We start from the raw sequence: 26,210 nt of genomic DNA on the forward strand, positions 1-26,210 counted from the left end.
AGGTGATGCCGGTGGACGGTGAGGTCGCGGACACCGCGCGCTCTCGGTCTCGCCGGCAGAGCGACTCGGCTCGTCGATACCTCGATGTCGAGGCGACGACGCCCGCTCTGCGGTCGACGGTCGAATTCGCGGCACGCAGCGTCGGATTCGCCATCGCGCAGCTCAACGTGCTCGACGAAGACACTCAGTACACGCTGGTCAACGTCGGCGGACCGCCGGTGTCGACGGTCGTACGTGCCGACACCCTCTGCGACGATGTGGTGCGCTCCGGCGAACCCGCCGTCGTGGCGCACGGACGCGTCCATGCCACCACCCGGCAGCGCGCCATCCTCGACGACAACGGCATCGCGTCCTACGCGTCGGTTCCGCTGCGCGGGCGCGAGGGCCTGGTGATCGGAACCCTCTGCCTGCTCGATCGCACGCCGCGCTCGCTCTCGGGTGAGCAGATGCGCGAACTCGAACAGTTCGCGTCGGTGCTGGAGGAACAACTCGACCTGCATCGCCGCGTCGGATCGGGCGTCATCCGGCTCGGGAGCGACAACGACATCGCCGACTCCATCGCCGACGGCCACATCGTCCCCTGGTTCCAATCGATCGTGGATCTGCGGACAGAGAAGATCGTCGGCTTCGAGGCCTTGGCGCGTTGGCATCACCCCACTCGCGGGATGGTGGTGCCTGCGGACTTCGTGCCGTTCGCCGAAGCCAGTGAACTGATCATCGACGTCGACCTCAGTGTGCTCGCGCAGGCCGCGGTCGAAATGAAGAAGTGGCACGACCATCGTCCGGACCTGCGGCTGACCGTCAACATCTCGGGACGCCACCTGGCCCATCCCGACGGTGTCAGTCAGTTGCAGCGCGCCATCGCGTCCTCCGGGGCGTCGCCGTCGTCGATCTCGCTCGAGCTCACCGAGACCACCGCCGTGACGCCGGGGCCGTTGCTGCGCAGGCACATCGACGACGTGCATCGGCTCGGCTTCAGGGTGCTGCTCGACGATTTCGGTTCGGGCTGGTCCTCACTCGAACGGCTGGTGACCCTTCAGCCCGACGGCATCAAGATCGACGGGCACCTGACGCGATTCGTCGACACCGTGGCCGGACGGGCGATGATCAGGTCGTTGGCCGGAGTGGCGAAGGATCTCGATCTGACGATGATCGTCGAGGGCATCGAGAGTCGCGAACAGGCCGACGCTGTGCTCGAACTCGGGTGCACGCTGGCTCAGGGGTATCTGTGGTCGAGGCCGCAGTCGGCATCGGCGGTGCTGCGCGCGCTCGCCGACGACGCGTCGACGGGCTAGCGGTTGTCCTTTCGCAGCGGATGATCCCGCGGGATCTGCACCAGCACGATGGGAATCGCGTCCGGATCCTCGATCCACATCTCGATCAGTCCCCACGGCTCGGTGCGTGCCTCACGCACGATTTCGATCCCGGCGGCCGTCAATTCCTCTGTAGCAGAGGCGATATCGCGTACCTGCAACCACAGCGCGCCGGAGAACGAACCCGATTCGTCGCCGCGATGATGCGCAGCGATCTCGAGCAGACCCTGACCCGCGAAGAACACCGTCCCGCCGGGGTATTCGCGACACACCGCCAACGACAGACCGTCACGGTAGAACGCGAGAGTCCTCTCGTAGTCGACGGGTCGGAGAATTGTCCGAGAAGCGAGGATGTCCACCCCGCATGGATACCACGGTCAGCCGAGGTGGTTCCGCAGGCTCCACTCTCACAGTTCGGTCGTCGCGATTCGGTTACCACCGGCAGCCTTCGCCTCGTACATCATCGAATCCGCCATCCGCGTTGCCCGCGTCACGACGTCGATGTTCTGATCCCACACCGGTGAACCCGCGTGCACGATCGCAGCCCCCACGCTGACCGTCACCGCAATCGGATCCTCGGGATCGCGCAGTGCCCGGCGCACCCCGTGGACCAGCGCGTCGATGTGGAGGCGGGACGTCGAGACGACGGCGAGGTACTCCTCCCCGCCGGTGCGCGCGACCACACCGTATTCGCCCAGGTGTGCGCGTAGACGCTGGGCGACGCGCAGGATGACCGCGTCGCCTTCCTCGTGCCCGTAGAGATCGTTCACCGATTTGAACCGGTCGATGTCGATCATCACTGCCGCCGAGCACTGATCCTTCTCTCGGCCGCGTGGCCACACATCGTCGATGGCAGCGTCGAGACCGCGACGATTGGCCAGGCCGGTCAACGGATCGAGCAACGAACGACGCGCATCGTCGGTCAGGATGGTGATCAACAGATGCGAGACGAGCGGAACTGCGGCGATCGTGAGCAGCACGACGTTCGTCCGGAAGATCAGTGATGCGATGTCCACCTCCCCGCGAAAGTACGTCGCTGCGGCGGCAACGAGGGTGCATGTCACCGCGAACACCAGGTGCGCCAGCAGCCAGCGGGGGCTGAGGCAGAACGTGCAGAACGTTCCGATCACGGCGAACAGCGTGCACGTCAGCAGGGCGTCCGTGAGCGGGTTGATCCACAGCGTCGACGCCGTCCCCAGATCGGCGAAGACCGCAAAGGCCACCACCCCGAGCCGGCCGGGAAACGGTCTGATGATCCAGGCCGTGCTGACGGCCACGACCATGACGATCAGAGCCGATTTCCAGGCGATGGCGAGCGGGCTGCGTGTGGTGTCCTCGGAGAACAACGACACCACAGCCAGCACACCGAAATTGAGCGTCAGGCATGCCAACACCCACCGGATGATTCTTCCGGCGGGCCGGGAGTTCTGGAAGTCCGCCATCCAGCGATAGTCGTAGGGCTGGGTGAACCAGGCTCGCAGAGCGCCCGCAGCACTGTGGTGGTTTCGGCGGTTCGACGTCGAAATCACCGGTAGGTCAGAAGTATCGGGGGAACGGCGACCAGTCGGGCTCGCGCTTGTCGAGGAACGCGTCGCGACCCTCCACGGCCTCGTCGGTCATGTAGGCCAGGCGGGTGGCTTCACCGGCGAACAGTTGCTGACCCACCAGGCCGTCGTCCTGCAGGTTGAAGGCGTACTTCAGCATTCGTTGTGCCTGAGGTGATTTCGCGTTGATCTTGGCAGCCCACTCGATCGCGGTGTTCTCGAGCTCGTCGTGATCGACCACCTTGTTCACTGCGCCCATCCGGTGCATCTCCTCGGCCGAGTACGTCTCGCCGAGAAAGAATATCTCGCGGGCGAACTTCTGACCGACCATCTTCGCCAGATACGCACTGCCGTAACCACCGTCGAAGCTGCCGACGTCCGCATCGGTCTGCTTGAACCGGGCATGCTCGCGGCTCGCGAGAGTCAGATCGCACACCACGTGCAGGCTGTGCCCGCCTCCTGCCGCCCAGCCGTTGACCAGGCAGATGACCACCTTGGGCATGAAGCGAATGAGGCGCTGCACCTCGAGGATGTGCAGGCGTCCGGCGCGGGCCTTGTCGACGGTGTCGGCCGTCTCCCCGTCGGCGTACTGGTAACCACTGCGACCGCGAATGCGCTGATCGCCACCGGAGCAGAACGCCCAGCCGCCGTCCTTGCTGCTCGGACCGTTGCCGGTGAGCAGCACCGTTCCCACGTCGGAGCTCACCCGTGCATGCTCGAGGGCGCGGTAGAGCTCGTCGACGGTGTGCGGCCGGAATGCGTTGCGAATGTCGGGCCGATCGAACGCAACTCGCACGGTCGCGTCGGACACGTGGCGGTGATACGTGATGTCGGTCAGGTCTTCGAAGCCGGGAACGGGACGCCACAGTGCGGGAGTGAAGGTCACGGGCGCCAGCTTAACGGTGGCCGGGGTTGACTCCGTGCCGAACGGTCGGTGCAGCTAGCGTGCAGTCATGACCGACCCGATCGAGCTCGACCGAGATTCCGACCCCGAATACGACCACCACGGGGGCTTCCCGCGTTTCGTGCCGGCGAAGGTGGGCCCGGAGTACGGGCAGCTGCTCGAGGCGCTGCGCACGGTGCAGGACCTCGCGGTGTCCACCTCGTTGCCTGCCGACGTGACCGAGGCGGCAGCGGACAAGGCCAGGGAACTGATCGAGCTGTTGAGCCCGCACGTGGTGGCCGAGGGGCGTCAGACCGCCGGACGAGTTCCTCGGCTGCCCGGTCGCGGTTCGCTGCTGTTGCTGCCGTGGATCATCGAGAAGATCGACGCCGAGGGCGTGCGCAGCAGAGGCATGTTCCGTCGTTTCCACCTCGGTGGTAACTCCGCCGCGCACGGCGGCACTCTGCCGCTGCTGTTCGACGACCTCTTCGGCCTGATCCAGCACGCCTACGGCAGGCCAATCAGCCGGACGGCGTACCTGCACATCAACTACCGCAAGGTGACGCCGCTGAACACCGAGCTGGTCGTCGAGGGCGCGGTGGATCGGGTCGAGGGGCGCAAGACGTTCATCAACGCTCGGCTCACCGATCTCGACGGCACCCTGTTGGCCGACTGCGAGGCGTTGATGGTGCAGTTGCTCCCGGGGCAGCAATGATCCCCCCGATCGACGACATTCTGGACGGCGCGCACGTGCTCTCGATGCCCATGCGGACCAAGTTCCGCGGCATCACCACCCGCGAGGTGATGCTCGTTCGTGGGCCGGCCGGGTGGGGTGAATTCTCACCGTTCCCCGAATACGACGACGTCGAGTCGGCACCCTGGTTGGCGTCGGCGATCGAGGCAGCGTGGGACGGCCCGCCGAGCCCACTGCGTCGACGCATCCCGGTGAATGCGACCGTCCCCGCCGTGGCGGCCTCGGAGGTGGCATCGGTGCTGAGCCGATCTCCCGGGGCCGAGACCGCCAAGGTGAAGGTGGCCGAGAAAGGGCAGACGCTCGCCGACGACGTCGCCCGGGTGCGCGCGGTGCGCGAGCTGGTCCCGCGGGTTCGCGTCGACGCCAACGGAGGCTGGACCGTCGACGAGGCGGTAGCGGCGCTGACGGCCCTGACCGCCGACGGTCCGCTCGAGTACGCCGAGCAGCCGTGCGCCACCGTTGCCGAACTCGTCGAACTTCGTCGCCGGGCTCCGGGAGTTCGCGTGGCAGCGGACGAGAGCATTCGCCGAGCCGAGGATCCGATGAAGGTCGTCCGGGCAGGCGGAGCCGACATCGCGGTGCTCAAGGTCGCCCCGCTCGGTGGGATGCGCGCGGTGCTCGAGCTGGCCGGCGAGCTGGGGGAGTACGGCGTTCCGGTGGTGGTGTCGAGTGCTCTGGATTCGGCGGTGGGAATCTCGGCCGGTCTGGCCGCTGCCGCGGCGTTGCCGCACCTCGAATTCGCCTGCGGTCTGGGAACGGGCGCACTGTTCGTTCGAGACGTCGCACCTGCGCCGGAGGTGGTCGACGGAACGTACCCCGTCGGCAGCCTCGAACCCGACGCCCAGGCGCTGATCGACCTCGATGCCGATGCCGATCGCACGCAGTGGTGGATCGAGCGAGTTCGGCGTTGCCACGCCCTTCTGCGGTAGTGTTGCGGCCGGTCCGCGACGGGGCCGCTGACACATCTGGGAGGAAGTTCGAAGTGGTTGCTGCACTCAAGGATTCGCTGCTCGACGAGTCGAAGGCCGACGCTCTGCGCGTCGACGTTCTGGCTCTGATCGATGCCGAGGTCGCGGACAAGAAGGGCGCGAGTGGCCTCGCGGTCAAGGGGGGATACGGCGCAGTGAAGAAGGTCGGGCCGTCGTACATCGACAGCGCGGTCTCGGCTCTGTGGCCCGATTTCGTCGACAAGCTCGACCCGTTCTGGCAGTCGTACAACGCTGCCCCGCAGGGCACGTTCGGTGACTATCTCGTCGCCAACGGCGACGCCGCATCGGACGCGCTGCTCTCGGTCACCGATGCACGCATCGAGGAGACCGACAAGTCCGTCGTCAAGAAGTTCTACGGCAGCCTGCGTGGCTCGGCGAAGAAGAACGTCATCGAGGCACTGCCTCGCGTGGGTGACCTGGTCGCCAAGCACGCGTAGTGCGCTCCGCGCAGTGGCGTGGTTATGTGCCCCCCACGGCACTCAACCACGCCACTGCCGTAGGCACTCCCAGTCGGCTTCCGTCTGATCCGCGTACAGCTGCGCGAAGCGGCACAGCGCCACCTCGAGGGCATCGGAATCACCCGCGTATCCCGAGATCATCGACGCGCCGCTGGTGCGCGCGTGACCCTTCGCCAGCAGACGGCCCACCACCCGTGCGTAGTCGACCAGCGCGGGTGCATCGATCGACGACAGGTCGATCGTCCCCTTCATGTTGCGGAACTGCCGCACGTAGTACTGCCGTCCGGCGATGGTCGTCCAGCCCAGTAGCGGATCGCTGACGGTCTGCAGATCCTGCTGATACTCGACGACGCGTTGCCCCTGATGGTCGTGCCAGGCCGATTCGCCGTGCACGTACGGCGCAAGCACCGAGCGTCTGGCCTGCTTGAGCTGGAGAAACACCACGTCGTCCTCGCTGGTGCCCTCGAGCAGAGCCACATACGCCCGCAGGCCGACGCTGCCGACGCCCACCACGCGGTGCGCCACGTCGATCAACGTGTATCCACCGAGCACTCGACGCCAGTGCGGGGTGAGGGTGAGCAGATACTCGTCCAGTCCGACGGCGAGAAGCTCCTCGTCCTTCGCCGAGATGCGCGTGGTGATCGGCGGCTCCTCGACGATTCTGCGTTTGCCCTCGTGCTTCTCGGTGAAACGCGGCAGAACGCGGTCACTGGTGCGTCGACGCGCCTTCTTGGTGGCGCGTTTGATCTCCTTGCGCAGCGAGCCCTCGGTGGCGTCACGCTGCAGCTTCTCGGCGGTCAGACGCTGGAACGAACGCGACATCAGCGGCTCGTCGGCAAGTCTGGCCACCTCGATGCGGTACGCGGACACACAGGCGGTGACGGCGTCACGGCACTGATCCTCGGTGCGGCCGTTCTGCCGCCCGGCCACCCAGATGCTCGCGGCGAGGCGTCGTAGATCCCACTCCCAGGCTCCCGGGTGGGCCTCGTCGAAGTCGTTGAGGTCGATGACGAGGTCGCGTTCCGGTGAGGCGTAGAAACCGAAGTTGCCGAGGTGGGCGTCGCCGCTGATGACCGGGTTGATGCCGGTCGACGGCAGCATCGCCACGTCTCGGGCCATGACGATGGCCGTGCCGCGGAGAAAGCCGTAGGGGGACTCGACCATCCGCTCGAGGCGCGTCGGTATCAGCCACTCGATGCGGCCCTGGTGCGAGTAGTCGATCTGCTTGACCGGGTCGGGTCGATCCGGCGGTGCCGCCCAGTCACCCAGGGAGGCGATCGGAACCTTCTCGCGTAGGCGTCGACCCAGTTCGTAGCGCTCGGCGCGGGGGAGAGGACGGGCTCGCAGCGAGGCGAACGACGCGCCGTCCACCTCGACCGAGTCGGTGACGACCGTGTGACCTTTTCCCAAGCCGGACATGTGAGATGACACTAATCCAGTGCTATCCGGCGGCTTTACCGAACTTCCAGTATCCGGTGAAGCAGATGCTGGATTTCGGTACTGCGCGGTCGTTCACCAGGTATCTGCGCAGGCCCGTCGCCAGGCCCTGCTCGCCTGCCACGTAGACGTACGGGGTGCCGCCGGGAAGTTCGGCCTGCTGCACAGCGGTCAGTGCGGCCTCGCCGGGTTTGGCATGCCGGTCGGGTCGGACGATCCAGTTCAGCTCGACGTCCGGCGGCACGTCCTGATGCTGGATGTCTGCCTCGGTGGGGACTTCGACGAACACCACGGCCCGCAGGTCCGCGGGCGAGGATCGCAGTATGCCGAGAATTGCCGGAGCAGCACTTTCGTCGCCGACGAGCAACTGCCACGAGGGTTCGGTGTCCGGGTTGTAGATGCGCCCCTCGTCGAGAATCGCGACGCGGTCTCCGGGTACGGCCTGCGCAGCCCACGACGACGCCGGACCTGCCTCGCCGTGTTCGCCGCCGTGTGCGACGAAGTCGACGTCGAGCTCCGTACCCTCGCTGAATCGGCCCTGGCCTGCGGGCCGGAAGTCGCGGACGGTGTAGTTGCGAACCACCGGTCTGGTGTCCTTCGAGAAGGTCAGATACTGGGCGTACCAGAGCTTGGAGGTCGTGCTGGGTATGCGGGGTTCGCTCTGTCCCGGTTGCGGCAGGAACAGTCGAAACCACTGGTCGTAGCCCATGTACCGGTAGTCCGCGAGCGACTCGCCCCCGAGGGTGATTCTGACGAAACCGGGACTGATCTTCTCGGCGGCGAGGACGTGCAGACGGTAGAACGCCGGGTGATCGGGTTTGACGTACTTGGCCATGCCGGTGAGATTAGTGGACCCTAACTCTGAATGGGGTCGCGTCGATTCACCCGGGTCGATCTCGTCGGTAGTGCTGGACGACCTTTGCTCCCATCGGCACCGCGAACAGCATTATGAACACTCGGATCACCTGCGCTGCCACGACGAACGTGACGTTCGCTCCGGTCGATGCCGCGATCGCCAGTACCGCGTACACCCCACCCGGGGTGGTCGCGAGGTAGCCCTCGTATCCGCTGGTGCCCGTCGACGAGGCCAACCACAGCCCCAGCAACGCGCACCCGACGGTGACGGCGATGATGAGCAGCAACGCGGACGGCAGCACCCGCGAGATGGACTTCAGGCTCGCGACGGTGAATCGCAGACCCGCTTGCCACCCGATCACGATGTACGCCGCCCACAGCAGCAACGTGGGCACCGATGCGTCGAACGAGAACCCAAGGACATCGGCGCACGTGGCGATGATCAGTGGGCCCAGCAATGCGGGGGCAGGAAAGCGCAGCGCACGCGCGAGCAGTACGCCGATCGCGCCGCAGACCAGCACGAAAACCAGGTCCACGTACAGCGGAGCTCCGGAATCGGCGATCGCGGTCGAGTGCCCTGGCTGCGCCCGGAACACCAGCGTGGCCACCAGCGGCAGGGTAGTGGTGACGAGAACGACCCGCAGGTACTGCACCACCGCAACGACGCGTTCGTCGCCGCCGAGTTCCTGAGCGATGGCCACCAGGCCCGACGCACCGCCCGCGACCAGTGCAAGCGCACCGGTCAGTGAATCGATGTCCTTACGCAGTCCCAGCAGTGCGCCCGCGGCGATGGACAACAGGAGCGTTCCGACGCATGCCAGCAGCACCGGCAACCACGCATCGCCCAGTGAGCCCAGTGTGTCTCGTTGCACCAGCGTCCCGATCTCGACGCCCAGCACCGCCTGAGCCGCCATGCCGAGCCGTCGCGGCAGCGGAGCGCGCTCGGTGCCCGTGGTCGGTGCCCAACCTGCGAGAGCGAAGATCACCGCCACCAGCAACGCGACGAACAGGGCTGCCGATGGAACCCCGAGGGCGTCCGCACCGACCGTCAGTCCGACGGTGACGAGAACCAGCAGCGACCAGCGAATCAAGAAGGGCGCTCGATTTCGCGAACCTCGGGCGGCAAGCCCCACTCGGTACGGCCGAGGCGGCTCAGCGGGGCGATGGCGTCGAACTCGGGGAGGCCGTCCTCGGCCAGATATTCGGGACGGACCGACAGAGCGACGACGGTGCCCATGACGACGAAGCAGTTACCCACTTCGACGACGCGATGCAGCGTCGCCTCGATGGCGATCGGAGCGGCGGCCACGCGCGGTGGTGTCACGACGGTGCTGGGCTCGCTCTCGATCCCGACGGCTTCGAATTCGCTGACGCCGTGGTCGAAGCTCGCCGAACTGCTGTTGACCTGATCCACCAACGGTGCCGTCGCCAGGTTCACGACGAACTCGCCCGTGGCCTCGATGTTGCGAAGACTGTCCTTGCGGGTCACCGAGGTGAACTGCACGACGGGCGGTACCACCGAGGACACCGTGAAGAAGCTGTAGGGGGCGAGGTTCGCCACACCGTCGGCGGAGACGGTGGAGATCCACGCGATGGGCCTGGGTACCACCGAAGCGGTCAGGAGCTGGTAGAAGCGACCGGGAGCGACCTCGTCGGGCCGAAAGACTGTACGCACACCTCAATACTGTCAAAGCCCGGTTGCGGCGGCTGACCGACGCATCTGACACTCTGGAAACTGTGAATCCGTCCACCGCACAGGCCACCGCAGTCGTCGACGAATTGGCGCGCAGCGGGATCCGAGACGTCGTGCTCTGTCCCGGCTCGCGGAACGCTCCGTTGGCGTTCGCGTTGCAGGAGGCGGACGTCGCCGGTCGTCTGCGGTTGCACATGCGGATCGACGAGCGAACCGCCGGCTTTCTGGCCATCGGGCTGAGCCTGGGCAGCGGTCAGCCCGTCCCTGTGGTGATGACGTCGGGAACCGCGGTCGCCAATCTGGGGCCTGCTGTTCTCGAAGCGAACTACGCACGCATTCCGCTGATCGTCATCAGCGCCAACCGCCCGTACGAGATGCTCGGGACCGGCGCGAACCAGACCATCGAGCAGCTCGGCCTGTTCGGATCTCAGGTCCGCGCGACGATCAGCCTCGGGCTCGCCGAGGAAGGGCCCAAGCAGAACAGTCAGTGGCGCAGTGCGGTCTCACGGGTCATCGCCGCAGCGCGCGGCGCACGCTCCGGCAACGCGGGCCCGGTGCACTTCGACATCCCGCTGCGTGAGCCGTTGGTGCCTGCGATCGGAGACCCGGGTGCCCGTCCGGAGGGTCGGCCCGACGGAATGCCGTGGACCTCGACCACCCAGGCGACACTGGACGTTCCCGTCGAACTGGATCTGACGATCGACACCGTGGTCGTCTCCGGTCACGGCGGTGCCGTGCGTCCGGAGCTCGCCGGGCTGCCGACCGTCGCCGAGCCGACGGCGCCCCTGCACGGAATCCCGTTGCATCCCTTGGCTCTCGCGCAGTTGAGGCCGCGCCAGGCAGTCATCACCGGGCGGCCTACGCTGCATCGCCAGGTCTCGGCTCTGTTGGCCGACCCTGCGGTCGACGTCATCGCGCTGACCACCGGACCGCGCTGGCCCGACGTCTCCGGCAACGTCCTGGCCACCGGCACTCGCGCAGTCACCACCGGCGCGCCCGACCCTGCCTGGATCGCGCGCTGCGCCGCTCTGTCCGAGAAGGCCGAACTGGCTGTGCACGAACAACTTCGAGAGCATCCCAAGCCGACTGGGCTGCACGTGGCCGACGTGGTGATGTCCGCGCTGCAGCCCGGAGACCAGCTGGTGCTCGGAGCCTCCAACCCCGTGCGCGACGCGGCCCTGGTGGCGACCCCGACCCCGGACGTGAAGGTTCTCTCCAACCGCGGCGTGGCCGGCATCGACGGCACCGTCTCCACGGCCATCGGTGCCGCGATGGCCGGAAAGCGCCGCACCATAGCGCTTCTCGGCGATCTGACATTTCTGCACGACGCAGCGGGCCTGCTCATCGGCAGCGGTGAACCACGTCCCGACGACCTGACGATCGTGGTCGCCAACGACGACGGCGGCGGCATCTTCGAGCTCCTCGAACAGGGCGACCCGCAGTACGCGGGGGTGTTCGAGAGAGTGTTCGGCACACCCCACGGCATGGATCTCGGCGCGCTGTGCGGTGCCTACCGTGTGGAGCATCGACTGGTCGATTTGGCCGATCTGGCAACCGAACTCACCGGCCGTGCCACGGGAATCAGAGTGCTGGAAGTGACCACCGAGCGATCGGGACTGCGGGATCTGCACGCAGCGATCAGGGCGCGACTGTAGGGCGTGTGTACGTGCCCGACCGAATCTTCGCTGGGAAGGGAAGCCTGTGACGGGTGCATTCGAGGTACTGGTGGACGATGACCGTACTCAGCTCGAGGCGTTCATCGAGGACTACCGGATCGCGATCGAGGCAACCCTCGATGGTGTCACCGAGGAGCAGGCACGCCGACAATTGGTTCCCTCTGCCACAACGCTTCTCGGATTGCTGAAGCATGTGACATGGATGCAGCGAGTGTGGTTCGAGGAGTGCATCGGGGGTGGGACCAGGGTTGCGCTTGGTCTGGTTCGCAATCCCGCGGAGTCCTTCGTCGTCGTCGATGACGACACCATCGACGGTGTCATCGCGGCGCACAGACAGGCGTGCGCAACTGCTCGAGCGGTAGTAGCTCCACTGTCACTCGATGCCGTCGTGACGGGCCATCGCACCGGGCCTCGTACGGTTCAATGGGTATATCTGCAGGTGCTCAGAGAATTGGCCCACCACTGCGGCCATGCCGACATACTTCGTGAACAGATTCTCGCGGCCTGATCACAGAACTCGGTCGACCGTACTAAGGAGCTGACGAGTGAACAGAACCCTTACGAGTTACGAATCGGCTGCTGATTTGTACGTTCAGCGAACGAGACGTGATTCGACGCGGGCGTGGCAGCCGTTCATCGATGAGTTCGTTGCACAGGTCGATGAGGGCCTGGTGCTCGAACTCGGCAGTGGACCCGGTTGGCACGCAGCCGAGCTCGAGCGCAGTGGTCTTCGGGTCGAGCGGAGCGACGGGGCGGCGGCTTTCGTCGACATGATGGAGAGGGACGGTTACTCGGCTCGCAAGCTCGACATCGTTACGGACGTTTTCGGTGGGATGTACGACGGAATCTTCGCCAACGCTGTCCTCCTGCATTTGAATTCGCTTCAGTTCGATGCCGTTATCGCCAAGGCAGCCGCAGCATTGCGTCCCGGCGGGATGCTTGCTTTCACCCTCAAGGAAGGCGACGGCGAGGAATGGAGCAACGAAAAGCTCGATCTTCCGCGCTACTTCAAGTACTGGCGGGAACCGGAGGTTCGCGCCAGTACTTGATCCGACTGTGTGGGAGTCGGTGTCGATTACATCCGAGATGTCCGGCGGTGGGCAGCAGTGGCTGATGGTTCTCGCTGAGCGTTGTCCTTCTTACGCCGAGTAACTGGCCGGCGTCACTTAGTACATGGCGGTCCGAATGTGCCGACGTCCTGTCGCAGCGGATGCTCCACTCCAGAATGCGGCCCGGGGTTCCTCGGTTTCGGATCCTGAAGTGGAGCGTAAATTGTAGGCCGAGGCCGCCGCAATTGCTAACCCTGTTGCGCCGCAACCCATTCGAGGGTTTCGCCGGTTTCCTGATCGATCATGTCCTTGATCATCTTGTTGATCAGGTCCTCGATCTTGCCGCCGACGAGGGGAATCTTCACCGTCGATTCGCCCTTGACGATCAACTTCGCACCGGTTCCGTCGGGTCGAAGGGACAGCGTGCCGTTCACCTTGGCCGGTAGACCGGTGGTGCCGCCGATGAGGGTTCCCTCGGCATGGTCGCCCTCGAGCGGACCCCAGTGATCGGTGCGGGAGACGATCAGCTTGCCCTTGATGACCTTCGTGACGAAGCCGGGGAGTTCGGAGGTGCCGACCTCTTCGGTGATGTCGACCGTCAGACCGCCGTCCTCGTGCTTGGTCATTTCGTACCCGTCCGTCTTCTTCGCCTTGGCGAAACGGGCTGCCCACTGGGCCTCGCTGGTGAGTGCTGCGTGCACGTCGGCGGGGGGATTGGACGATTCGACGGTGAACTCGAAGCTGCGCGACATGAGTGCAGACGCTACCCGAGCGGCGTCGTGTCGGCTGCGAAGTAACCTGATCGCTGTGACCGCTACCGACAGAGCCAGCCGAACGCTGTACCGGACCCGGCTGGTCGTGCTCGTGGTCGCCGGCGCGATTTCGGTCCTCGCCGTGCTTCTGGTGGTCGGAGCCTGGCGCAACGACGTCACCATCGATTCCGACAAGGGCACCGCCACCGCCGAGGTGCTGTCCGCGGGCAAGTTGCGCTCGGCCGTCAGCTTCATCACCCCCGACGGCGTGACACACAACCCGGCGCTCGGCGTGCTGTACCCCACCAACCTCATCGCCGGTCAACGCATCGAGGTCGAGTACTACAAGGCAGACCCGGACGTCGAACTGGTGCGCGTCGCCGGCCGCGACGCTACCGTCGCTATCGTTCCGGCCGGGTCGGTCATCGTCGTCACCTGGCTGATCGCCGGGCCGGTGCTGTTCTGGTTACGACGCAAGGAGGCCCGGAATGCGTAATGCCAAGCAGTGGATCATCGCAGCCCTCGCCGCGGTGGCCGGGTTCGCGCTGGTGAACTTCGGCAACATCGCGTCCTCGATCGTGGTCTTGGTGCTCGCCGTTGGGTTCGTTCTCGCCCTGACGACGCCGGTGCTGTACCCCCGGTCCCTGTCCGGCGACGCCTCGCGCACTCTGGCGACTCGCAATTCGGTGCCGCTGGTCTACTGGCGTCCCGGATGCATCTTCTGCCTGCGGTTGCGGGTAGCGCTGCTGCTGCGCGGAAAGAAAGCCGTGTGGGTGAACATCCGCAAGGATCCGGCAGGAGTGGAGCCTGCGGAACGACCATTCAACGCTGCGGCCGCGCGGGTTCGGTCGGTCAACGACGGCAACGAGACGGTCCCGACCGTGTTCGTGGGATCCGAACACCGCACCAACCCCGATCCGTCGTGGGTGCTCGCGCAATTCGTGTGACGTTGGCCCACACGTAACGTTGTCCATACCTGGCCGACTGCGGGGCCGCCCACACTGAGGACCGTGCGAGTAGCCATCGTTGCGGAATCGTTCTTGCCCAACATGAACGGCGTCACCCACTCGGTGATCCGTGTCCTCGAACACCTCGACAAGACGGGGCACGACGCCATCGTCATCGCCCCGGACAATCCGTCCGGCCCCAGAGCCGCGACGTGGCACGACGACGTTCCGGTGCACCGGGTGCCGTCGATCATGGTCCCCAAGGTCAGTTCGCTGCCCGTCGGAGTGCCGGGCCTCGGCATGGTCTCGGCGATGCGTGCCTTCGCCCCCGACGTCGTCCATCTCGCGTCACCGTTCCTGCTCGGAGCAGGCGGTCTCGCCGCCGCCAACCGACTGGATGTGCCTGCTGTTGCCGTCTACCAGACCGATGTCGCCGGTTTCGCCGCCAGTTACGGCCTCGGCCTGACGTCCAAGGCCGCGTGGCGCTGGACGAGGAGACTGCACCGCGCCGCGGCCCGCACCCTGGCACCGTCCACCTCCGCCGTCGACGCACTGGAGCTGCACGGAATTCCGCGCGTGCACCGATGGGCCAGGGGAGTGGACGCCGTCCGCTTCGCACCCTCGGCCACGTCGCAGACGCTCAGAACCCAGTGGGGAGCGAACGAGAAGCTGATCGTCGGATTCGTCGGCAGGCTCGCCCCGGAGAAGCACGTCGAGCGGCTCGCCGTACTGGCCACCGACCCGTCGATCCAGTTGGTGATCGTCGGCGGCGGACCCGACACAGCGGCGTTGCAGACCCTGATGCCCGGCGCGATCTTCACCGGTCAACTCGGCGGCGACGAACTCGCTCGGGCGTACGCCAGCTTCGACATCTTCGTCCACCCCGGCGAACACGAAACCTTCTGCCAAGCAGTCCAAGAGGCCCTCGCCAGTGGCGTCCCCGTCATCGGACCCGACGCCGGGGGCCCGCGCGACCTGGTCTCGCACTGCCGCAACGGATACCTGCTGCCGGTCGACAAGTTCACCGAGCTGCTGCCCAGTGCCGTAGGTGCCCTCGCCGAACCCACCACCCGGGCACGATTCGGCGACGCAGCCCGCAAATCCGTTCTGCACCGAACCTGGCCCGCCATCTGCGACGAACTGATCTCGCACTACTACGACGTGCAAGGCATCACAGCGCCGCAGGCAGTGAACGTTGCTTGAGTAGTCTGGACCCTGTGGCCCAGACATCACGCGCAACCCTGGCAAAAGAGCCCCACGAGGTGGCGTCGATGTTCGACGGCGTCGCCCGTCGATACGACATCACCAACACCGTTCTCTCGTTCGGGCAGGACCGCAGTTGGCGCAAGCTCACTCGACGAGCGTTGGATCTGAAACCCGGCGAGCGTGTTCTCGATCTTGCTGCAGGCACCGGTGTCTCCACCGTCGAACTCGGTCGCAGCGGAGCCTGGTGCGTGGCCACCGATTTCTCCAAGGGCATGTTGCAGGCCGGACTGCAGCGAGGTGTTCCGATGGTCGCAGGCGACGCGATGGCACTGCCCTATACCGACGCCAGCTTCGATGCCGCCACCATCTCGTTCGGCCTACGCAACGTCTCGGACTTCGATGCCGGACTGCGCGAGATCGCCCGCGTCACCAAGCCCGGCGGCAGGCTCGTCGTCTCGGAATTCTCCACGCCGGTGTTCGGTCCGTTCCGCACCGTGTACATGGAGTACCTGATGAAGGCGTTGCCGAAAGTCGCACGCGCGGTGAGCAGCAACCCCGACGCGTACGTCTACCTCGCCGAGTCCATCCGCGCCTGGCCGACGCAGGAACAGTTGGCGCAGCGCATCGCCGACGCCGGCTGGACCGACGTGCAGTGGCGCAACCTCACCGGCGGAATCGTCGCGCTGCACAAGGCAACTCGACCGTAACGCGGTTCACGAGAACGGCGGCCGTGAATCGACTTTCAACGATCCGCTTCCCGATGCCCGCCACGTGCGCGCGACGAGGTCGCTGTCGGCCTCGGTGATCAGGTTGCCCATGCAGCGGACTGCAACTTTCATCAGCGCCCGCGAGCGCATTCCCACCGGTCCCGCAGCCGGCAGGAATCTCGGCACGGTCAACAGTCCGGCCAGGCGTCGGGCGATGGAGAAGGCCTGCCCGTAGTGCTCGCGCAACAGACTCGGCCACGCGTCGGTGAGGTCGGGGTGATCGAGCAGGTCGACGACCATGCGGCCGCCTTCGAGTCCGTAGTCGATACCCTCGCCGTTGAGTGGGTTCACGCAGGCTGCGGCGTCACCGATGATGGCCCAGTTGGTGCCTGCGATGCCCGAGACCGCTCCGCCCATCGGCAGTAGCGCCGACGCCACCGAGCGCAGTTCCCCGCCGAGGTCCCATTCGTCGCGACGCTGGTGGGTGTAGAGGTCGAGGAGCGGGCGCAGCGCTCCGGGTGCAGGCCGCTTGGCGGTGGCCAAGGTGCCGACGCCGATGTTGATGGTCCCGTCGTTCAGCGGGAAGACCCAGCCGTAACCGGGCTGCAGAGTGCCTGCGGCGTCACGTAATTCGAGGTGTGAGCTGATCCATTCGTCGTCGCTGCGGCCCGAGTCGATGTAGGCGCGAGCCGCGACGCCGAACGCGGTGTCGCGATGCCACTGTCGCCCGAGTTGCTTGCCCAGAGTGGAACGGACACCGTCGGCGACGATCAGTGTGCGACAGGAGATCTCGTGGGCTCCGGTGGCTGTCTGCAGGGTCACCGAACGGACCGAATTGCCGTGGCGGGTGACGGCGACAGCCTTGGCTCCCTCGGCCATGACGGCCCCGGATTCGACCGCGGCGACGCGAATCCTGTCGTCCAATTCGGTTCTGGGGACGGCACTTCCGATGGTCGGCAGCGATCTGCTCGGCCACTCGAGTTGTAGTTCCTGGCCGAATCCGCTCAGGCGCAGTCCCCGGTTGCGCGCCTTGCCGCGCACCCACTCGCCCAGACCCAACTGATCGAGCTCGGCGACGGCACGTGGCGTCAACCCGTCACCGCACGTCTTGTCGCGGGGAAAGACTGCCGCGTCGGCCAGGACGACGTCGCGGCCGGATCGCGCGGCCCATGCCGCAGCGGACGATCCTGCGGGGCCCGCGCCCACGACCAGAACGTCGGTCGCGGTGGGTGGGACGGGGTGGGGGGTGCTCACGAGTTCCAGTATCCCGACCGGAGCGACTCGGTGCCGTGAAGGGGCTCCGGTTAACGCCGTGTGAACGCTTGTTTCATAGATTCAGAATCTATGGACGGATCGTTCATGGCGGGTCTAGCGTCTCTCACGTGCACCAACCGATCCTCCTCCTCGACTTCGACGGCACCGTCTGCCTCGGTGACGACCCGGTCTGGGCCTACGCCGACGCGGTGGCCGAATCTCTCGACCGCATCTCCGCCGCAACTCTCCGTGCCGGGTTGACGGCTTTCCTGGACCGCGGCGCGGGGGAGTATCTCGACGGCTACTCCGCCGTCCAGCAGCTGTCGGTGGGAGTGGACGCTGCTGTTCTCGCCGCCGCCTACGCGCAGTCCCGCGGGCGCCTCGCCGCAGGTGAGCTCGAGGTGTGGGCACCGGCCGGGCTCGCGGATTTTCTCGATCGCGTCGGCGCCGACGTGGTTGTGGCCACCAATGCCCCGCGGCGCGGCGTGATCGAAACCCTCGACCGGCTCGGTCTGACCGCGGCTGTCGATCGTGTCGTCACCGACGCAGGCAAGCCCGAGAAGATGCCCGCGCTGGTGGACTCACTACTGGGCACGCGAGCACCCCATCTGTTGGCCAGTGTCGGCGACATCTGGCGCAACGACCTCGACGCACCGCATCGGCGCGGTGCCGTCACCGCTTACATCGACCGCCACGGTCACCCCCGCCCGGAAGCGACGTTCTCCGCCTCGTCGTTTCCGGCGTTGTACGACGAACTTCTCGAATGGTCGACCGATCCAGCAGCATTCGCACTCACCCACGAAGGACAGTCATGAGAATCCGCACTCCCTTGCTCGCGGTGGTTGCCACCGGACTGCTCACCGCCTCGCTCGCCGGATGCGGAGCCCGCGACGAGTCCACCACCGAATCCTCTGCTGCGTCGCCCTGTACCGGGTCCAGCTCGGCAGATGCAGCCGACCCGTCGGAGCTGACGCTGGCACTCGTCCCCTCGGGCGACGCCAACAAGCTCGTCGAAACCGTCAAGCCGCTGCAGGACGCGCTCACCGAGCGCCTCGGCATCCCGGTCCGAGGCGTCATCACACAGGACTACCAGGCGGCGGTGGAGGCCATCGGTGCCAACCAAGCCCAGATCGGCATGCTGCCGCCGCTGCAGATGGTGCAGGCCTGCAACAAGTACGGGGCCGAGCCGGCTCTGCAGACCGTGCGCAAGGGCAAGACCACCTACGCCGCGCAGTTCTACACCAACAACCCCGACAAGTACTGCGACGACGCTCCCGTCACCGGAGCCAACGGCCTGCTGTACTGCAACGGAACCGAAAGCGGCACGGGTCCGGCCGGATTGGACTCGCTGAGCAAGATGAACGGTGCCAAGACCGTCATGCTGCAGTCCGCATCATCGGCCGGATTCGTGTTCCCCTCCGCCGCATTGAAAGAGGCCGGCATCGACTCCACCACCGATCTGGACCTGACCCAGGTCACCTCGCACCCGGCCGCAGTGCTGTCGGTGAACAACGGCGACGACGAAGTGGGCGTGTCGTTCTGGGACGCCCGCGAGACCGTCGTCGCCGACACCCCCGATGTGGCGAAGAACCTGGTGGTGTTCGCACTGACCAACGAGATCCCCAACGACGGCGTCTCGATCAGCAGTTCGCTGAGCCCTGATCTGCAGCAGCGCATCTCGGACGCGATGGAGGACTACGCGTCCACCCCCGAGGGCGTCGAGGCCCTGACGGCGATCTACCAGATCACCGGTCTCGACAAGGCGGACCCTGCAGCGCTGCAGCAGGCGCAGACCGAGGCGGACACTATCGGCCTGGGGAACTGATCGGATGAGCGGCGACGGCATCGCATTCGACAACGTCTCGGTCACCTACGCGGGCGGCCACACTGCGCTCGACGGAGTGACTCTCGATATTCCGGCGGGTCAGATGGTTGCCGTCGTCGGCTTGTCCGGGGCAGGGAAGTCCACGTTGATCCGCACCATCAACGGCCTCGTTCCGGTCACCTCCGGCACCGTGACCGTCGGTGATCGCGCCGTGAACAATCTGAGCAGCAGAGGGTTACGCGATCTGCGCGGAGACGTCGGAATGATCTTCCAGGGCTTCAACCTCGCCAAGCGCACCAGCGTGCTGAACAACGTGATGATGGGCCGGCTGCACAGCTCGCCGATGTGGCGAACGCTGCTCGGTGCCTGGTCCGCGGAAGACACCGAACTGGGCATGCAGGCGCTCGAGCGAGTCGAGATAGTCGGCAAGGCCTACGCGAAGGCGTCGTCCCTCTCCGGCGGTCAGCAGCAACGGGTCGCCATCGCCCGGGCGCTGGCACAGCAACCGCGAGTGATCCTCGCGGACGAACCGGTGGCCTCGCTCGATCCGCCGACGTCGCACGTCGTCATGCGAGACCTGCAGCGCATCAACGCAGAACTCGGCATCACAGTGGTGGTCAACCTGCACTTCCTCGATCTCGCCCGCCGCTACGGCGACCGGCTGATCGGGTTACGCGACGGCAAGGTGGTGTTCGACGGCCATGGCCGCGACGCCGACGAATCGGTGTTCGAGAGCATCTACGGCCGCTCGCTGACCGCCGAGGACGTGCTGGAAGCCAAGGCAGAGCTGTGAGCGTTTCCGTTTCCACCCGGCCGGTGAAGCCGCGTTCGGCATGGAAAACCGTTGTGACACTTGCCGTCGTCGGACTGATTACGGTGTGGGCGGGCGTCGGTGTCGGTGCCGACCTGGGTGACATCATCGACAACTGGGGCAACGCCACCGGCAAGCTGATCCAATTGATGCAGCCGGACTACTGGTTCTTCCCCGAGACCGTCGACGCCATCCTCGAGACGCTGCAGATGGCCGTCATCGCGACCGCCATCGGTGCCGCGATCTCCTTTCCGCTCAGTTTTGCGGCCTCACATGTCACCAACCCGAATCGACCGTTGCTGACAGTCGTGCGCGGAATCATGAATGTCGTTCGCGCCGTACCTGATCTGTTGTACGCAGCGGTGTTGGTCGCGGTGGTCGGGACGGGAGCGCTGTCGGGAATTCTGGCGTTGATCGTGTTCAACGTCGGCATCATCGTCAAGCTCGTCTCCGAGGCACTCGACTCCGTCGATCGCGGTCCGCAGGAAGCGGCCCTCGCTGCCGGAGGCACCTGGATTGCGGCCGATCGCAGTGCTGTTGCGCCGCAGATCTTTCCGGCGTTCGTCTCGCAGAGCCTCTATACGCTGGAACTGAACGTGCGCGCCTCGGCGGTGATCGGACTCGTCGGTGCAGGCGGACTCGGAATGCTCATCGACAATGTTCGGACCTTCTACAAGTATCACCAGCTCAGCCTCATCATCCTCGAGATTCTCGTCATCGTCCTGGCATTGGAACTGATCTCGTCCTGGGCCCGTCGAAAGTTGGTCGGATGACCGTCGTCGACCGTACCACCCGTGCCACTCCGGCCCGGCCGCGCAAACCACGCAACCCCCTGCGCACCGCCGTGTGGGTAGGCATCCTCGCCGTGTTCGCACTGTCGTTGTACGGCATCGAGATTCGCTGGGACAGATTGCTCGACCTACCGCAGAACCTGGTGCGCTACGCGGGGCTGATGTTCGTCCCGCCGGACGTCTCCGCGCTGGGCAAGGCCGTCTCGGCCACCATCGAGTCGGTGCAGATGGCGTGGTTCGGAACGGTGCTCGGCATCGTCGTGTCGTTTCCGCTGAGCTTCCTCGCAGCCGCGAACATCGGGCCGCTCTGGCTGCGATGGCCGCTGCGCATCGTGTTCGCCGTCATTCGTGCAGTCCCCGAGGTCGTCATCGCCATCCTCATTCTGTCCGTCACCGGGCTGACCGCGTTCACCGGCGCACTCGCGATCGCCATCGGCTCGATCGGCACCCTCGGCAAGTGGGGCTACGAGGCCGTCGAAGGCGCGGAGAAAGGTCCGATAGAAGCGGCCCGAGCGGCAGGCGGCTCGACGGCCCAGATCGTGCGGTGGGGACTGTGGACCGACGTCGCACCCGAGGTGTTCGCCTTCTGGCTCTATCGCTTCGAGATCAACGTCCGTGCGTCGGCCATCCTCGGTCTGATCGGTGCTGGCGGCATCGGCAGCATGTTGGTGGACAACGTGCAGTACCGCCAGTGGGGTGCGGTCGGCATGCTGCTGATCGTCGTCGTGGTCATCACCGTGCTCATCGACCAGGTCTCCGGTCAGGTGCGTCGACGCATCATCGACGGGAGCTGGGGATGGCAGAGAAAAGTATGAGCAAGATATGAGCATGGATCTCGCGCCCGGTGGAGTCGTGCCGCACATCCGATCGATCATTCCGTCGTTGCTGCCGGCCGAGCGGGCCGTCGCCGAGGTGTTTCTCCGACGTCCCGCCGACATCGTCGAGATGTCCTCGCAGCAGGTCGCCGACGCGGCCGGGGCGTCACGGGCGTCGGTGGTGCGTACCTGTCAGAGTCTCGGCTTCGGCGGTTATCAGCAGCTGCGAGTCTTGCTCGCGCGCGATGCGGCCCGGGCGTTGCCTGCGCAGGAGCGGTCGGCGGACGGTCCGTTCGCGATCGTGACGGAGACCTTCGCCCATGTCGGAGATTCCATCGCGGCGATGACGGCACTGTTGACCACCGAGGATGTCACTCGCGCGGTGGCTGCGCTCGCCGGTGCCGAGTCCGTCGTGGTCATCGGCAACGGACTCTCGGCCGCGTTGGCCGCCGATACCGATGCCAGGATGCGTTCGGTCGGCCTGCGCTCGCACGCACCGACCGACTCGATCGCGCAGCAGGTCGCCGTCCGGCTTCTCACCGATCGCGATGTGGCCCTGATCATCAGCGGATCGGGTGCCACGAGTGCATCGACCAAGGCCGCTCAGGCCGCTCGGGATCGGGGAGCCACCGTGGTCTCGGTGACGTCCTTTGCTCGCTCGACCCTGGCGGCCGCGTCGGACATCGCACTGGTGGTGGGCATGCGCGACCTCAGCTTCCAGCGCGAACTCGCCGTCACCAGCCGGATTCCGCACGTGATCCTGCTCGAAGGTCTGATGGCCGCTCTGACCGACGCTTTGGGTGACAGAGCGTCGGCAGCGATGGCCGCGACGCTGGAAGTCATCTCCGGCAACCTCGGTGAGTGAAGCGTCACCTGTGGTCGGTGACACCGTCGCACCGGTGTGCACGCTAGGTTCACTACGGTAGAAGGCGAGCAGCGGCGCTGAAGTCGCTGCTGCCGGCATGTCGACGACAGGACAGGGACCAACATCGTGAGTACAGACGACGCTGCCGTAGCAACGGTCGTTGCCGGAGTCGACCTGGGTGACCCGGAGCTCGCGCGATCCGTCGCCGACGGCCTCGCACGCGTCGAAGAGCTGATGATCAGTGAGCTCTCCGACGGTGAGGAGTTTCTCACCGAGGCTGCGTTGCACCTGGCCAAGGCCGGCGGAAAACGATTCCGGCCCCTGTTCACCGTGCTCACCGGCCAGCTGGGACCGTCGCCGACCGATCCGGCGATCGTCACCGCGGCCACGGTCGTCGAACTGGTCCACCTGGCGACGCTCTATCACGACGACGTCATGGACGAGGCGTCGATGCGTCGAGGTGCCGAGAGTGCGAACTCACGCTGGGGTAACAGTGTGGCGATCCTCGCGGGCGACTACCTGTTCGCGCATGCGTCGCGTCTGGTGTCCACCCTTGGACCCGACGCCGTGCGCATCATCGCCGAGACCTTCGCAGAACTCGTCACCGGTCAGATGCGCGAGACCATCGGAGCCAAGAGCACCGACGATCCCGTCGCGCACTATCTGAAGGTCGTGTGGGAGAAGACCGGTTCGCTCATCGCATCGTGTGGACGCTTCGGCGGAACCTTCAGCGGCGGAGATGCCGAGCACGTGGGACGACTCGAGCGCCTCGGCGACGCCGTCGGTACCGCCTTCCAGATCTCCGACGACATCATCGACATCTCCTCGGCTACCGAGCAGTCCGGCAAGACTCCCGGCACCGACCTGCGGGAAGGTGTACACACTCTGCCGGTGCTCTTCGCGCTGCGCGAGGACGGTGCCGACGGTGATCGACTGCGCGAGATCCTCGCCGGTCCGGTCACCGAGGACGCTCTGGTCACCGAGGCTCTCGAGCTGCTGCAGCGGTCACCGGGAATGATCTCGGCCAAGAGGACACTCGGCGAATACGCCGCTCGGGCACACGCAGAACTCGCACTGCTGCCGCAGGGACCGGCCAACGATGCGCTCGGCCGGTTGGTGGACTACACCGTCGAACGCGTGGGCTGACGACCGGGAACTGCCGGTCGGGGTGTTTTCGTTGATCGGGTAGTAGCACCCGGTACGAGGAGGCACTTCGGACATGAACGGTTACGCGAACGGCGCAAAGACATTCGGCCTGCTGGTCGGGATGTCGGCGCTCATCGTCTTCATCGGCTCGCTGTTCGGTAACGCGACCATTCTGATCGGCTCGATCGTCCTGGCGGTTGGCGTCAACGGTTACGCGTACTTCAACAGCGCGAAGATGGCCCTGCGATCGATGCACGCGGTGCCGGTGAGCGAACTCGAGCAACCGGCGATGTATCGGATCGTGCGGGAGTTGGCGACGACGGCTCATCAGCCGATGCCTGCGCTGTACGTCAGTCCCACCAACAACCCCAACGCGTTCGCCACCGGACGCAATCCGCGCAACGCCGCGGTGTGCTGCACCGAGGGCATTCTGCGCATCCTCGACGAGCGTGAACTACGAGCGGTGCTCGGTCACGAGCTCTCGCACGTGTACAACCGCGACATTCTGATCTCGTCGGTGGCCGGGGCGATGGCTGCCGTCATTTCGGGCCTGGCCAACCTGGCCTTCTTCGCCAACGTCTTCGGCGGACGCGGCAACGGAGGCGCGAACCCGATCGCGCTGCTGCTGGTGTCGATGCTGGGGCCCATTGCGGCCACCCTGGTACGGCTGGCGGTCTCTCGTTCGCGTGAGTATCAGGCAGATCAGTCGGGGGCCGAGCTGACCGGAGATCCACTGGCGCTGGCCTCGGCGCTCCGCAAACTCGAGCGGGGAGTGCAGTTGGCACCGTTGCCGCCCGAGCCACGATTGGCAGCCGAGTCGCATCTGATGATCGCCAATCCGTTCCGCATCGGCGACAAGGCGGGTCGACTGTTCGCCACCCACCCGCCGATGGCCGACCGCATCGAGCGCCTCGAGCGGATGGCAGGCCACCGGCCGTACTGACGGAGCCTGCGAGAACGACCCATGTGAGCAGAAATTCGTAGCGTGCTACGAATTTCCGCTCACGTGCGGCGAAGCCGCTCTAGCGGTAGTTGACGAACTGCAGTGCGATCCCGAAGTCCTCGTTCTTGAGCAGCTGCTGGATGGCTTGCAGGTCGTCGCGCTTCTTGCTGCTCACGCGCAGTTCGTCGCCCTGAATCTGGGCCTTGACGCCCTTGGGGCCGTCGTCACGGATCTTCTTGGTGATCTTCTTGGCGTTCTCGGTGGTGATGCCCTGCACGAGCTTGCCGGTGACCTTGTAGACCTTGCCGGACGCGGCCGGATCGTTGGTTTCGAACGCCTTGAGGGAGACATCGCGTCGGATGAGCTTCTCCTTGAACACGTCGAGGGCGGCCTTGACCTTCTCCTCGGATTCGGAGGTGATCACGATGGTCTCGGACTCGCCGCTGCCGGACCATTCGATGCTGGTGTCCGATCCTCGGAAGTCGAAGCGGGTCGCCAGCTCCTTCGCGGCCTGTCCGAGAGCGTTGTCCACTTCCTGTCGGTCGACCTTGCTCACTATGTCGAAGGACGAATCAGCCACTTCTCACACTCTCCAGTCGAATCGAAATTTTGTTTGGCGGTGGTGTCGGTCCACATCCCGCAGGGACTTTATCGGCCCGCTACCGACCGTATCCACCCGGTTTGCGTTCCGGGGGGACGTTCGTTGTATTCTTCTCACCGCGCCGAAGAGCAGTACGGGCTTCGATCGCATCACGGCAGATTGCCCGAGCGGCCAATGGGAGCGGACTGTAAATCCGTCGGCTTATGCCTACGTAGGTTCGAATCCTACATCTGCCACACCTGGAACCCCGGCGAGGATTTTCCTCGCTGGGGTTTCCATGTGAAGAGGGACATGTTGGGCTCGCTGACCACGCAATTTGGTACTGGGCGCTCCGAATGTGTAACCTCTTGAAGGCTTCAGCGCACGGCAACATGCGTAGTTGCTCGCCCCCTTAGCTCAGTCGGTAGAGCGTTTCCATGGTAAGGAAAAGGTCAACGGTTCGATTCCGTTAGGGGGCTCGCTGGATTGGATGGCTCGACGTCGCGTTCCCCGCGTGGGATGGTGGACGGTGAGCACCTGAGGCGGTGTAGCTCAGTTGGTAGAGCAAACGACTCATAATCGTTGCGTCGCCGGTTCAAGTCCGGTCACCGCTACACAGTAGGCAAGCACGACCCGTAGCACTCATGAACAGTCCTGATTGACCCTGATCAGATTTACCCGAAAGTAGGCGTCCAGTGGCCTCCTCCACCGATGTGCGGCCCAAGATCACCTTGGCCTGCGAGGTTTGCAAGCACCGCAACTACATCACGAAGAAGAACCGTCGGAACGATCCCGACCGCATCGAGTTGAAGAAGTTCTGCTCCAACTGCGGCACGCATCGGGCTCACCGCGAATCTCGCTAGTTCCGCTCGGCTCGCTGGTTCGCAGATCCGTTCACCAGTCGGCGCCCGGCGTTA

30 protein-coding genes and 3 tRNA genes are annotated in these 26,210 nt (G+C 65.6%); 23 read left to right on the plus strand and 10 right to left on the minus strand.

Features of this window, described 5'->3' with window-relative positions:
• Positions 1-11: 11 nt before the first annotated feature.
• Complete coding sequence (locus CH276_RS20885; RefSeq protein WP_254923974.1) at positions 12-1,295, plus strand: sensor domain-containing phosphodiesterase; 1,284 nt, start codon at positions 12-14, stop codon at positions 1,293-1,295.
• Here CH276_RS20885 and CH276_RS20890 read toward each other — a convergent pair.
• The 3 genes from CH276_RS20890 to CH276_RS20900 are packed head-to-tail and all read right to left on the minus strand — an operon-like array spanning position 1,292 to position 3,743.
• A complete protein-coding gene (locus CH276_RS20890) occupies positions 1,292-1,672 on the minus strand; it encodes a VOC family protein (RefSeq protein WP_094629475.1) in 381 nt (126 codons plus the stop codon). The two genes, CH276_RS20885 and CH276_RS20890, sit on opposite strands and share 4 nt — an antisense overlap.
• Before the next feature lie 48 nt (positions 1,673-1,720).
• On the minus strand, positions 1,721-2,842 hold the full coding sequence (locus tag CH276_RS20895; protein ID WP_254923975.1) for a GGDEF domain-containing protein: 1,122 nt from the start codon (positions 2,840-2,842) through the stop codon (positions 1,721-1,723).
• A 7-nt stretch (positions 2,843-2,849) separates the two neighbouring features.
• Positions 2,850-3,743, minus strand: a complete 894-nt coding sequence (locus CH276_RS20900) for a 1,4-dihydroxy-2-naphthoyl-CoA synthase (RefSeq protein WP_032393921.1) — start codon at positions 3,741-3,743, stop codon at positions 2,850-2,852.
• A 67-nt stretch (positions 3,744-3,810) separates the two neighbouring features.
• Between CH276_RS20900 and CH276_RS20905 the strand changes: the two genes are divergently transcribed.
• The 3 genes from CH276_RS20905 to CH276_RS20915 are packed head-to-tail and all read left to right on the plus strand — an operon-like array spanning position 3,811 to position 5,920.
• Entirely contained in the window at positions 3,811-4,455 is a 645-nt protein-coding gene (locus CH276_RS20905) for a PaaI family thioesterase (protein ID WP_045198970.1), read from the plus strand.
• Entirely contained in the window at positions 4,452-5,423 is a 972-nt protein-coding gene (locus CH276_RS20910; RefSeq protein ID WP_094629476.1) for an o-succinylbenzoate synthase, read from the plus strand. Before CH276_RS20905 ends, CH276_RS20910 begins: the two co-directional genes overlap by 4 nt.
• 53 nt (positions 5,424-5,476) lie before the next feature.
• The gene (locus tag CH276_RS20915) at positions 5,477-5,920 is read left to right on the plus strand and encodes a DUF6918 family protein (protein ID WP_032393924.1); all 444 of its coding nucleotides are present in this window, start codon (positions 5,477-5,479) and stop codon (positions 5,918-5,920) included.
• A 42-nt stretch (positions 5,921-5,962) separates the two neighbouring features.
• Here CH276_RS20915 and CH276_RS20920 read toward each other — a convergent pair whose 3' ends face one another.
• From CH276_RS20920 to CH276_RS20935, 4 genes are read right to left on the minus strand one after another with little or no spacing between them, the layout of a single operon-like run.
• Positions 5,963-7,360, minus strand: a complete 1,398-nt coding sequence (locus CH276_RS20920) for a DUF2252 domain-containing protein (RefSeq protein ID WP_094629477.1) — start codon at positions 7,358-7,360, stop codon at positions 5,963-5,965.
• A gap of 22 nt (positions 7,361-7,382) precedes the next feature.
• Complete coding sequence (locus tag CH276_RS20925) at positions 7,383-8,213, minus strand: siderophore-interacting protein (RefSeq protein ID WP_094629478.1); 831 nt, start codon at positions 8,211-8,213, stop codon at positions 7,383-7,385.
• Positions 8,214-8,259: 46 nt separating this feature from the next.
• Positions 8,260-9,324, minus strand: coding sequence for an AbrB family transcriptional regulator (locus CH276_RS20930; RefSeq protein ID WP_094629479.1), 1,065 nt, complete (start codon positions 9,322-9,324; stop codon positions 8,260-8,262).
• Positions 9,321-9,908: a flavin reductase family protein gene (locus CH276_RS20935; RefSeq protein ID WP_032393928.1), complete on the minus strand. Its 588-nt coding sequence runs from the start codon at positions 9,906-9,908 to the stop codon at positions 9,321-9,323. Before CH276_RS20935 ends, CH276_RS20930 begins: the two co-directional genes overlap by 4 nt.
• A 62-nt stretch (positions 9,909-9,970) precedes the next feature.
• On the opposite strand from CH276_RS20935, the gene menD reads away from it, so the two are divergent.
• The 3 genes from menD to CH276_RS20950 are packed head-to-tail and all read left to right on the plus strand — an operon-like array spanning position 9,971 to position 12,651.
• Complete coding sequence (gene menD, locus CH276_RS20940) at positions 9,971-11,581, plus strand: 2-succinyl-5-enolpyruvyl-6-hydroxy-3-cyclohexene-1-carboxylic-acid synthase (RefSeq protein WP_094629480.1); 1,611 nt, start codon at positions 9,971-9,973, stop codon at positions 11,579-11,581.
• A 46-nt stretch (positions 11,582-11,627) separates the two neighbouring features.
• Positions 11,628-12,110: a DinB family protein gene (locus CH276_RS20945; protein WP_094629481.1), complete on the plus strand. Its 483-nt coding sequence runs from the start codon at positions 11,628-11,630 to the stop codon at positions 12,108-12,110.
• 37 nt (positions 12,111-12,147) lie between these two features.
• Positions 12,148-12,651: a class I SAM-dependent methyltransferase gene (locus tag CH276_RS20950; RefSeq protein WP_094629482.1), complete on the plus strand. Its 504-nt coding sequence runs from the start codon at positions 12,148-12,150 to the stop codon at positions 12,649-12,651.
• Positions 12,652-12,899: 248 nt separating this feature from the next.
• On the opposite strand, the gene CH276_RS20955 is transcribed toward CH276_RS20950, so the two are convergent.
• Positions 12,900-13,403, minus strand: coding sequence for a DUF2505 domain-containing protein (locus CH276_RS20955; RefSeq protein ID WP_094629483.1), 504 nt, complete (start codon positions 13,401-13,403; stop codon positions 12,900-12,902).
• Positions 13,404-13,458: 55 nt separating this feature from the next.
• Here CH276_RS20955 and CH276_RS20960 point away from each other — a divergent pair, with 55 nt between their 5' ends.
• From CH276_RS20960 to CH276_RS20975, 4 genes are all read left to right on the plus strand, one after another.
• On the plus strand, positions 13,459-13,899 hold the full coding sequence (locus CH276_RS20960; RefSeq protein ID WP_045201015.1) for a hypothetical protein: 441 nt from the start codon (positions 13,459-13,461) through the stop codon (positions 13,897-13,899).
• A complete protein-coding gene (locus CH276_RS20965; RefSeq protein ID WP_094629484.1) occupies positions 13,892-14,350 on the plus strand; it encodes a glutaredoxin domain-containing protein in 459 nt (152 codons plus the stop codon). Before CH276_RS20960 ends, CH276_RS20965 begins: the two co-directional genes overlap by 8 nt.
• A gap of 63 nt (positions 14,351-14,413) precedes the next feature.
• On the plus strand, positions 14,414-15,553 hold the full coding sequence (locus CH276_RS20970; RefSeq protein WP_176459365.1) for a glycosyltransferase family 4 protein: 1,140 nt from the start codon (positions 14,414-14,416) through the stop codon (positions 15,551-15,553).
• 14 nt (positions 15,554-15,567) lie between these two features.
• Positions 15,568-16,263, plus strand: a complete 696-nt coding sequence (locus CH276_RS20975) for a demethylmenaquinone methyltransferase (RefSeq protein ID WP_094629485.1) — start codon at positions 15,568-15,570, stop codon at positions 16,261-16,263.
• 6 nt (positions 16,264-16,269) lie between these two features.
• Here CH276_RS20975 and CH276_RS20980 read toward each other — a convergent pair whose 3' ends face one another.
• Positions 16,270-17,517, minus strand: coding sequence for a geranylgeranyl reductase family protein (locus CH276_RS20980; protein WP_094629486.1), 1,248 nt, complete (start codon positions 17,515-17,517; stop codon positions 16,270-16,272).
• Between the two features lie 128 nt (positions 17,518-17,645).
• Here CH276_RS20980 and CH276_RS20985 point away from each other — a divergent pair, with 128 nt between their 5' ends.
• The 8 genes from CH276_RS20985 to htpX all read left to right on the plus strand — a co-directional run bounded on the left by CH276_RS20985 (position 17,646) and on the right by htpX (position 24,713).
• Complete coding sequence (locus CH276_RS20985) at positions 17,646-18,332, plus strand: HAD family hydrolase (RefSeq protein WP_094629487.1); 687 nt, start codon at positions 17,646-17,648, stop codon at positions 18,330-18,332.
• Positions 18,329-19,342, plus strand: coding sequence for a phosphate/phosphite/phosphonate ABC transporter substrate-binding protein (phnD, locus tag CH276_RS20990; RefSeq protein ID WP_094629488.1), 1,014 nt, complete (start codon positions 18,329-18,331; stop codon positions 19,340-19,342). The genes CH276_RS20985 and phnD overlap by 4 nt, the downstream gene beginning before the upstream one ends.
• A gap of 4 nt (positions 19,343-19,346) precedes the next feature.
• Positions 19,347-20,135 carry a phosphonate ABC transporter ATP-binding protein gene (gene phnC, locus CH276_RS20995; RefSeq protein WP_032393937.1) on the plus strand — a complete coding sequence of 263 codons (789 nt, stop codon included), beginning with the start codon at positions 19,347-19,349 and terminating at the stop codon, positions 20,133-20,135.
• Positions 20,132-20,926, plus strand: a complete 795-nt coding sequence (phnE, locus tag CH276_RS21000) for a phosphonate ABC transporter, permease protein PhnE (protein ID WP_094629489.1) — start codon at positions 20,132-20,134, stop codon at positions 20,924-20,926. Before phnC ends, phnE (CH276_RS21000) begins: the two co-directional genes overlap by 4 nt.
• A complete protein-coding gene (gene phnE / locus CH276_RS21005) occupies positions 20,923-21,759 on the plus strand; it encodes a phosphonate ABC transporter, permease protein PhnE (RefSeq protein WP_094629490.1) in 837 nt (278 codons plus the stop codon). The genes phnE (CH276_RS21000) and phnE (CH276_RS21005) overlap by 4 nt, the downstream gene beginning before the upstream one ends.
• A gap of 7 nt (positions 21,760-21,766) precedes the next feature.
• Positions 21,767-22,624: a MurR/RpiR family transcriptional regulator gene (locus tag CH276_RS21010; protein WP_045198998.1), complete on the plus strand. Its 858-nt coding sequence runs from the start codon at positions 21,767-21,769 to the stop codon at positions 22,622-22,624.
• Positions 22,625-22,750: 126 nt separating this feature from the next.
• Entirely contained in the window at positions 22,751-23,770 is a 1,020-nt protein-coding gene (locus tag CH276_RS21015) for a polyprenyl synthetase family protein (RefSeq protein WP_032393941.1), read from the plus strand.
• A gap of 73 nt (positions 23,771-23,843) precedes the next feature.
• Positions 23,844-24,713: a zinc metalloprotease HtpX gene (gene htpX, locus CH276_RS21020; protein ID WP_045199000.1), complete on the plus strand. Its 870-nt coding sequence runs from the start codon at positions 23,844-23,846 to the stop codon at positions 24,711-24,713.
• A 79-nt stretch (positions 24,714-24,792) separates the two neighbouring features.
• Here the strand turns inward: htpX and CH276_RS21025 are convergent, their stop codons facing one another.
• Positions 24,793-25,293 (minus strand): YajQ family cyclic di-GMP-binding protein, encoded by a 501-nt coding sequence (locus CH276_RS21025; RefSeq protein WP_094629491.1) that lies wholly within the window; start codon positions 25,291-25,293, stop codon positions 24,793-24,795.
• A gap of 174 nt (positions 25,294-25,467) precedes the next feature.
• On the opposite strand from CH276_RS21025, the gene CH276_RS21030 reads away from it, so the two are divergent.
• The 4 genes from CH276_RS21030 (at position 25,468) to rpmG (ending at position 26,156) form a co-directional block, all read left to right on the plus strand.
• A tRNA-Tyr gene (locus tag CH276_RS21030) sits at positions 25,468-25,550 on the plus strand.
• A 149-nt stretch (positions 25,551-25,699) separates the two neighbouring features.
• Positions 25,700-25,772, plus strand: a tRNA-Thr gene (locus CH276_RS21035).
• Between the two features lie 62 nt (positions 25,773-25,834).
• Positions 25,835-25,907: transfer RNA gene (locus tag CH276_RS21040), tRNA-Met, on the plus strand.
• Positions 25,908-25,988: 81 nt separating this feature from the next.
• Positions 25,989-26,156 carry a 50S ribosomal protein L33 gene (rpmG, locus tag CH276_RS21045; RefSeq protein ID WP_027498281.1) on the plus strand — a complete coding sequence of 56 codons (168 nt, stop codon included), beginning with the start codon at positions 25,989-25,991 and terminating at the stop codon, positions 26,154-26,156.
• Positions 26,157-26,210 lie beyond the last annotated feature (54 nt).

The sequence above is a fragment of the Rhodococcus sp. 06-470-2 genome (genome assembly GCF_002258235.1).
In the GTDB taxonomy this organism is placed as follows: Bacteria; Actinomycetota; Actinomycetes; order Mycobacteriales; family Mycobacteriaceae; genus Rhodococcoides.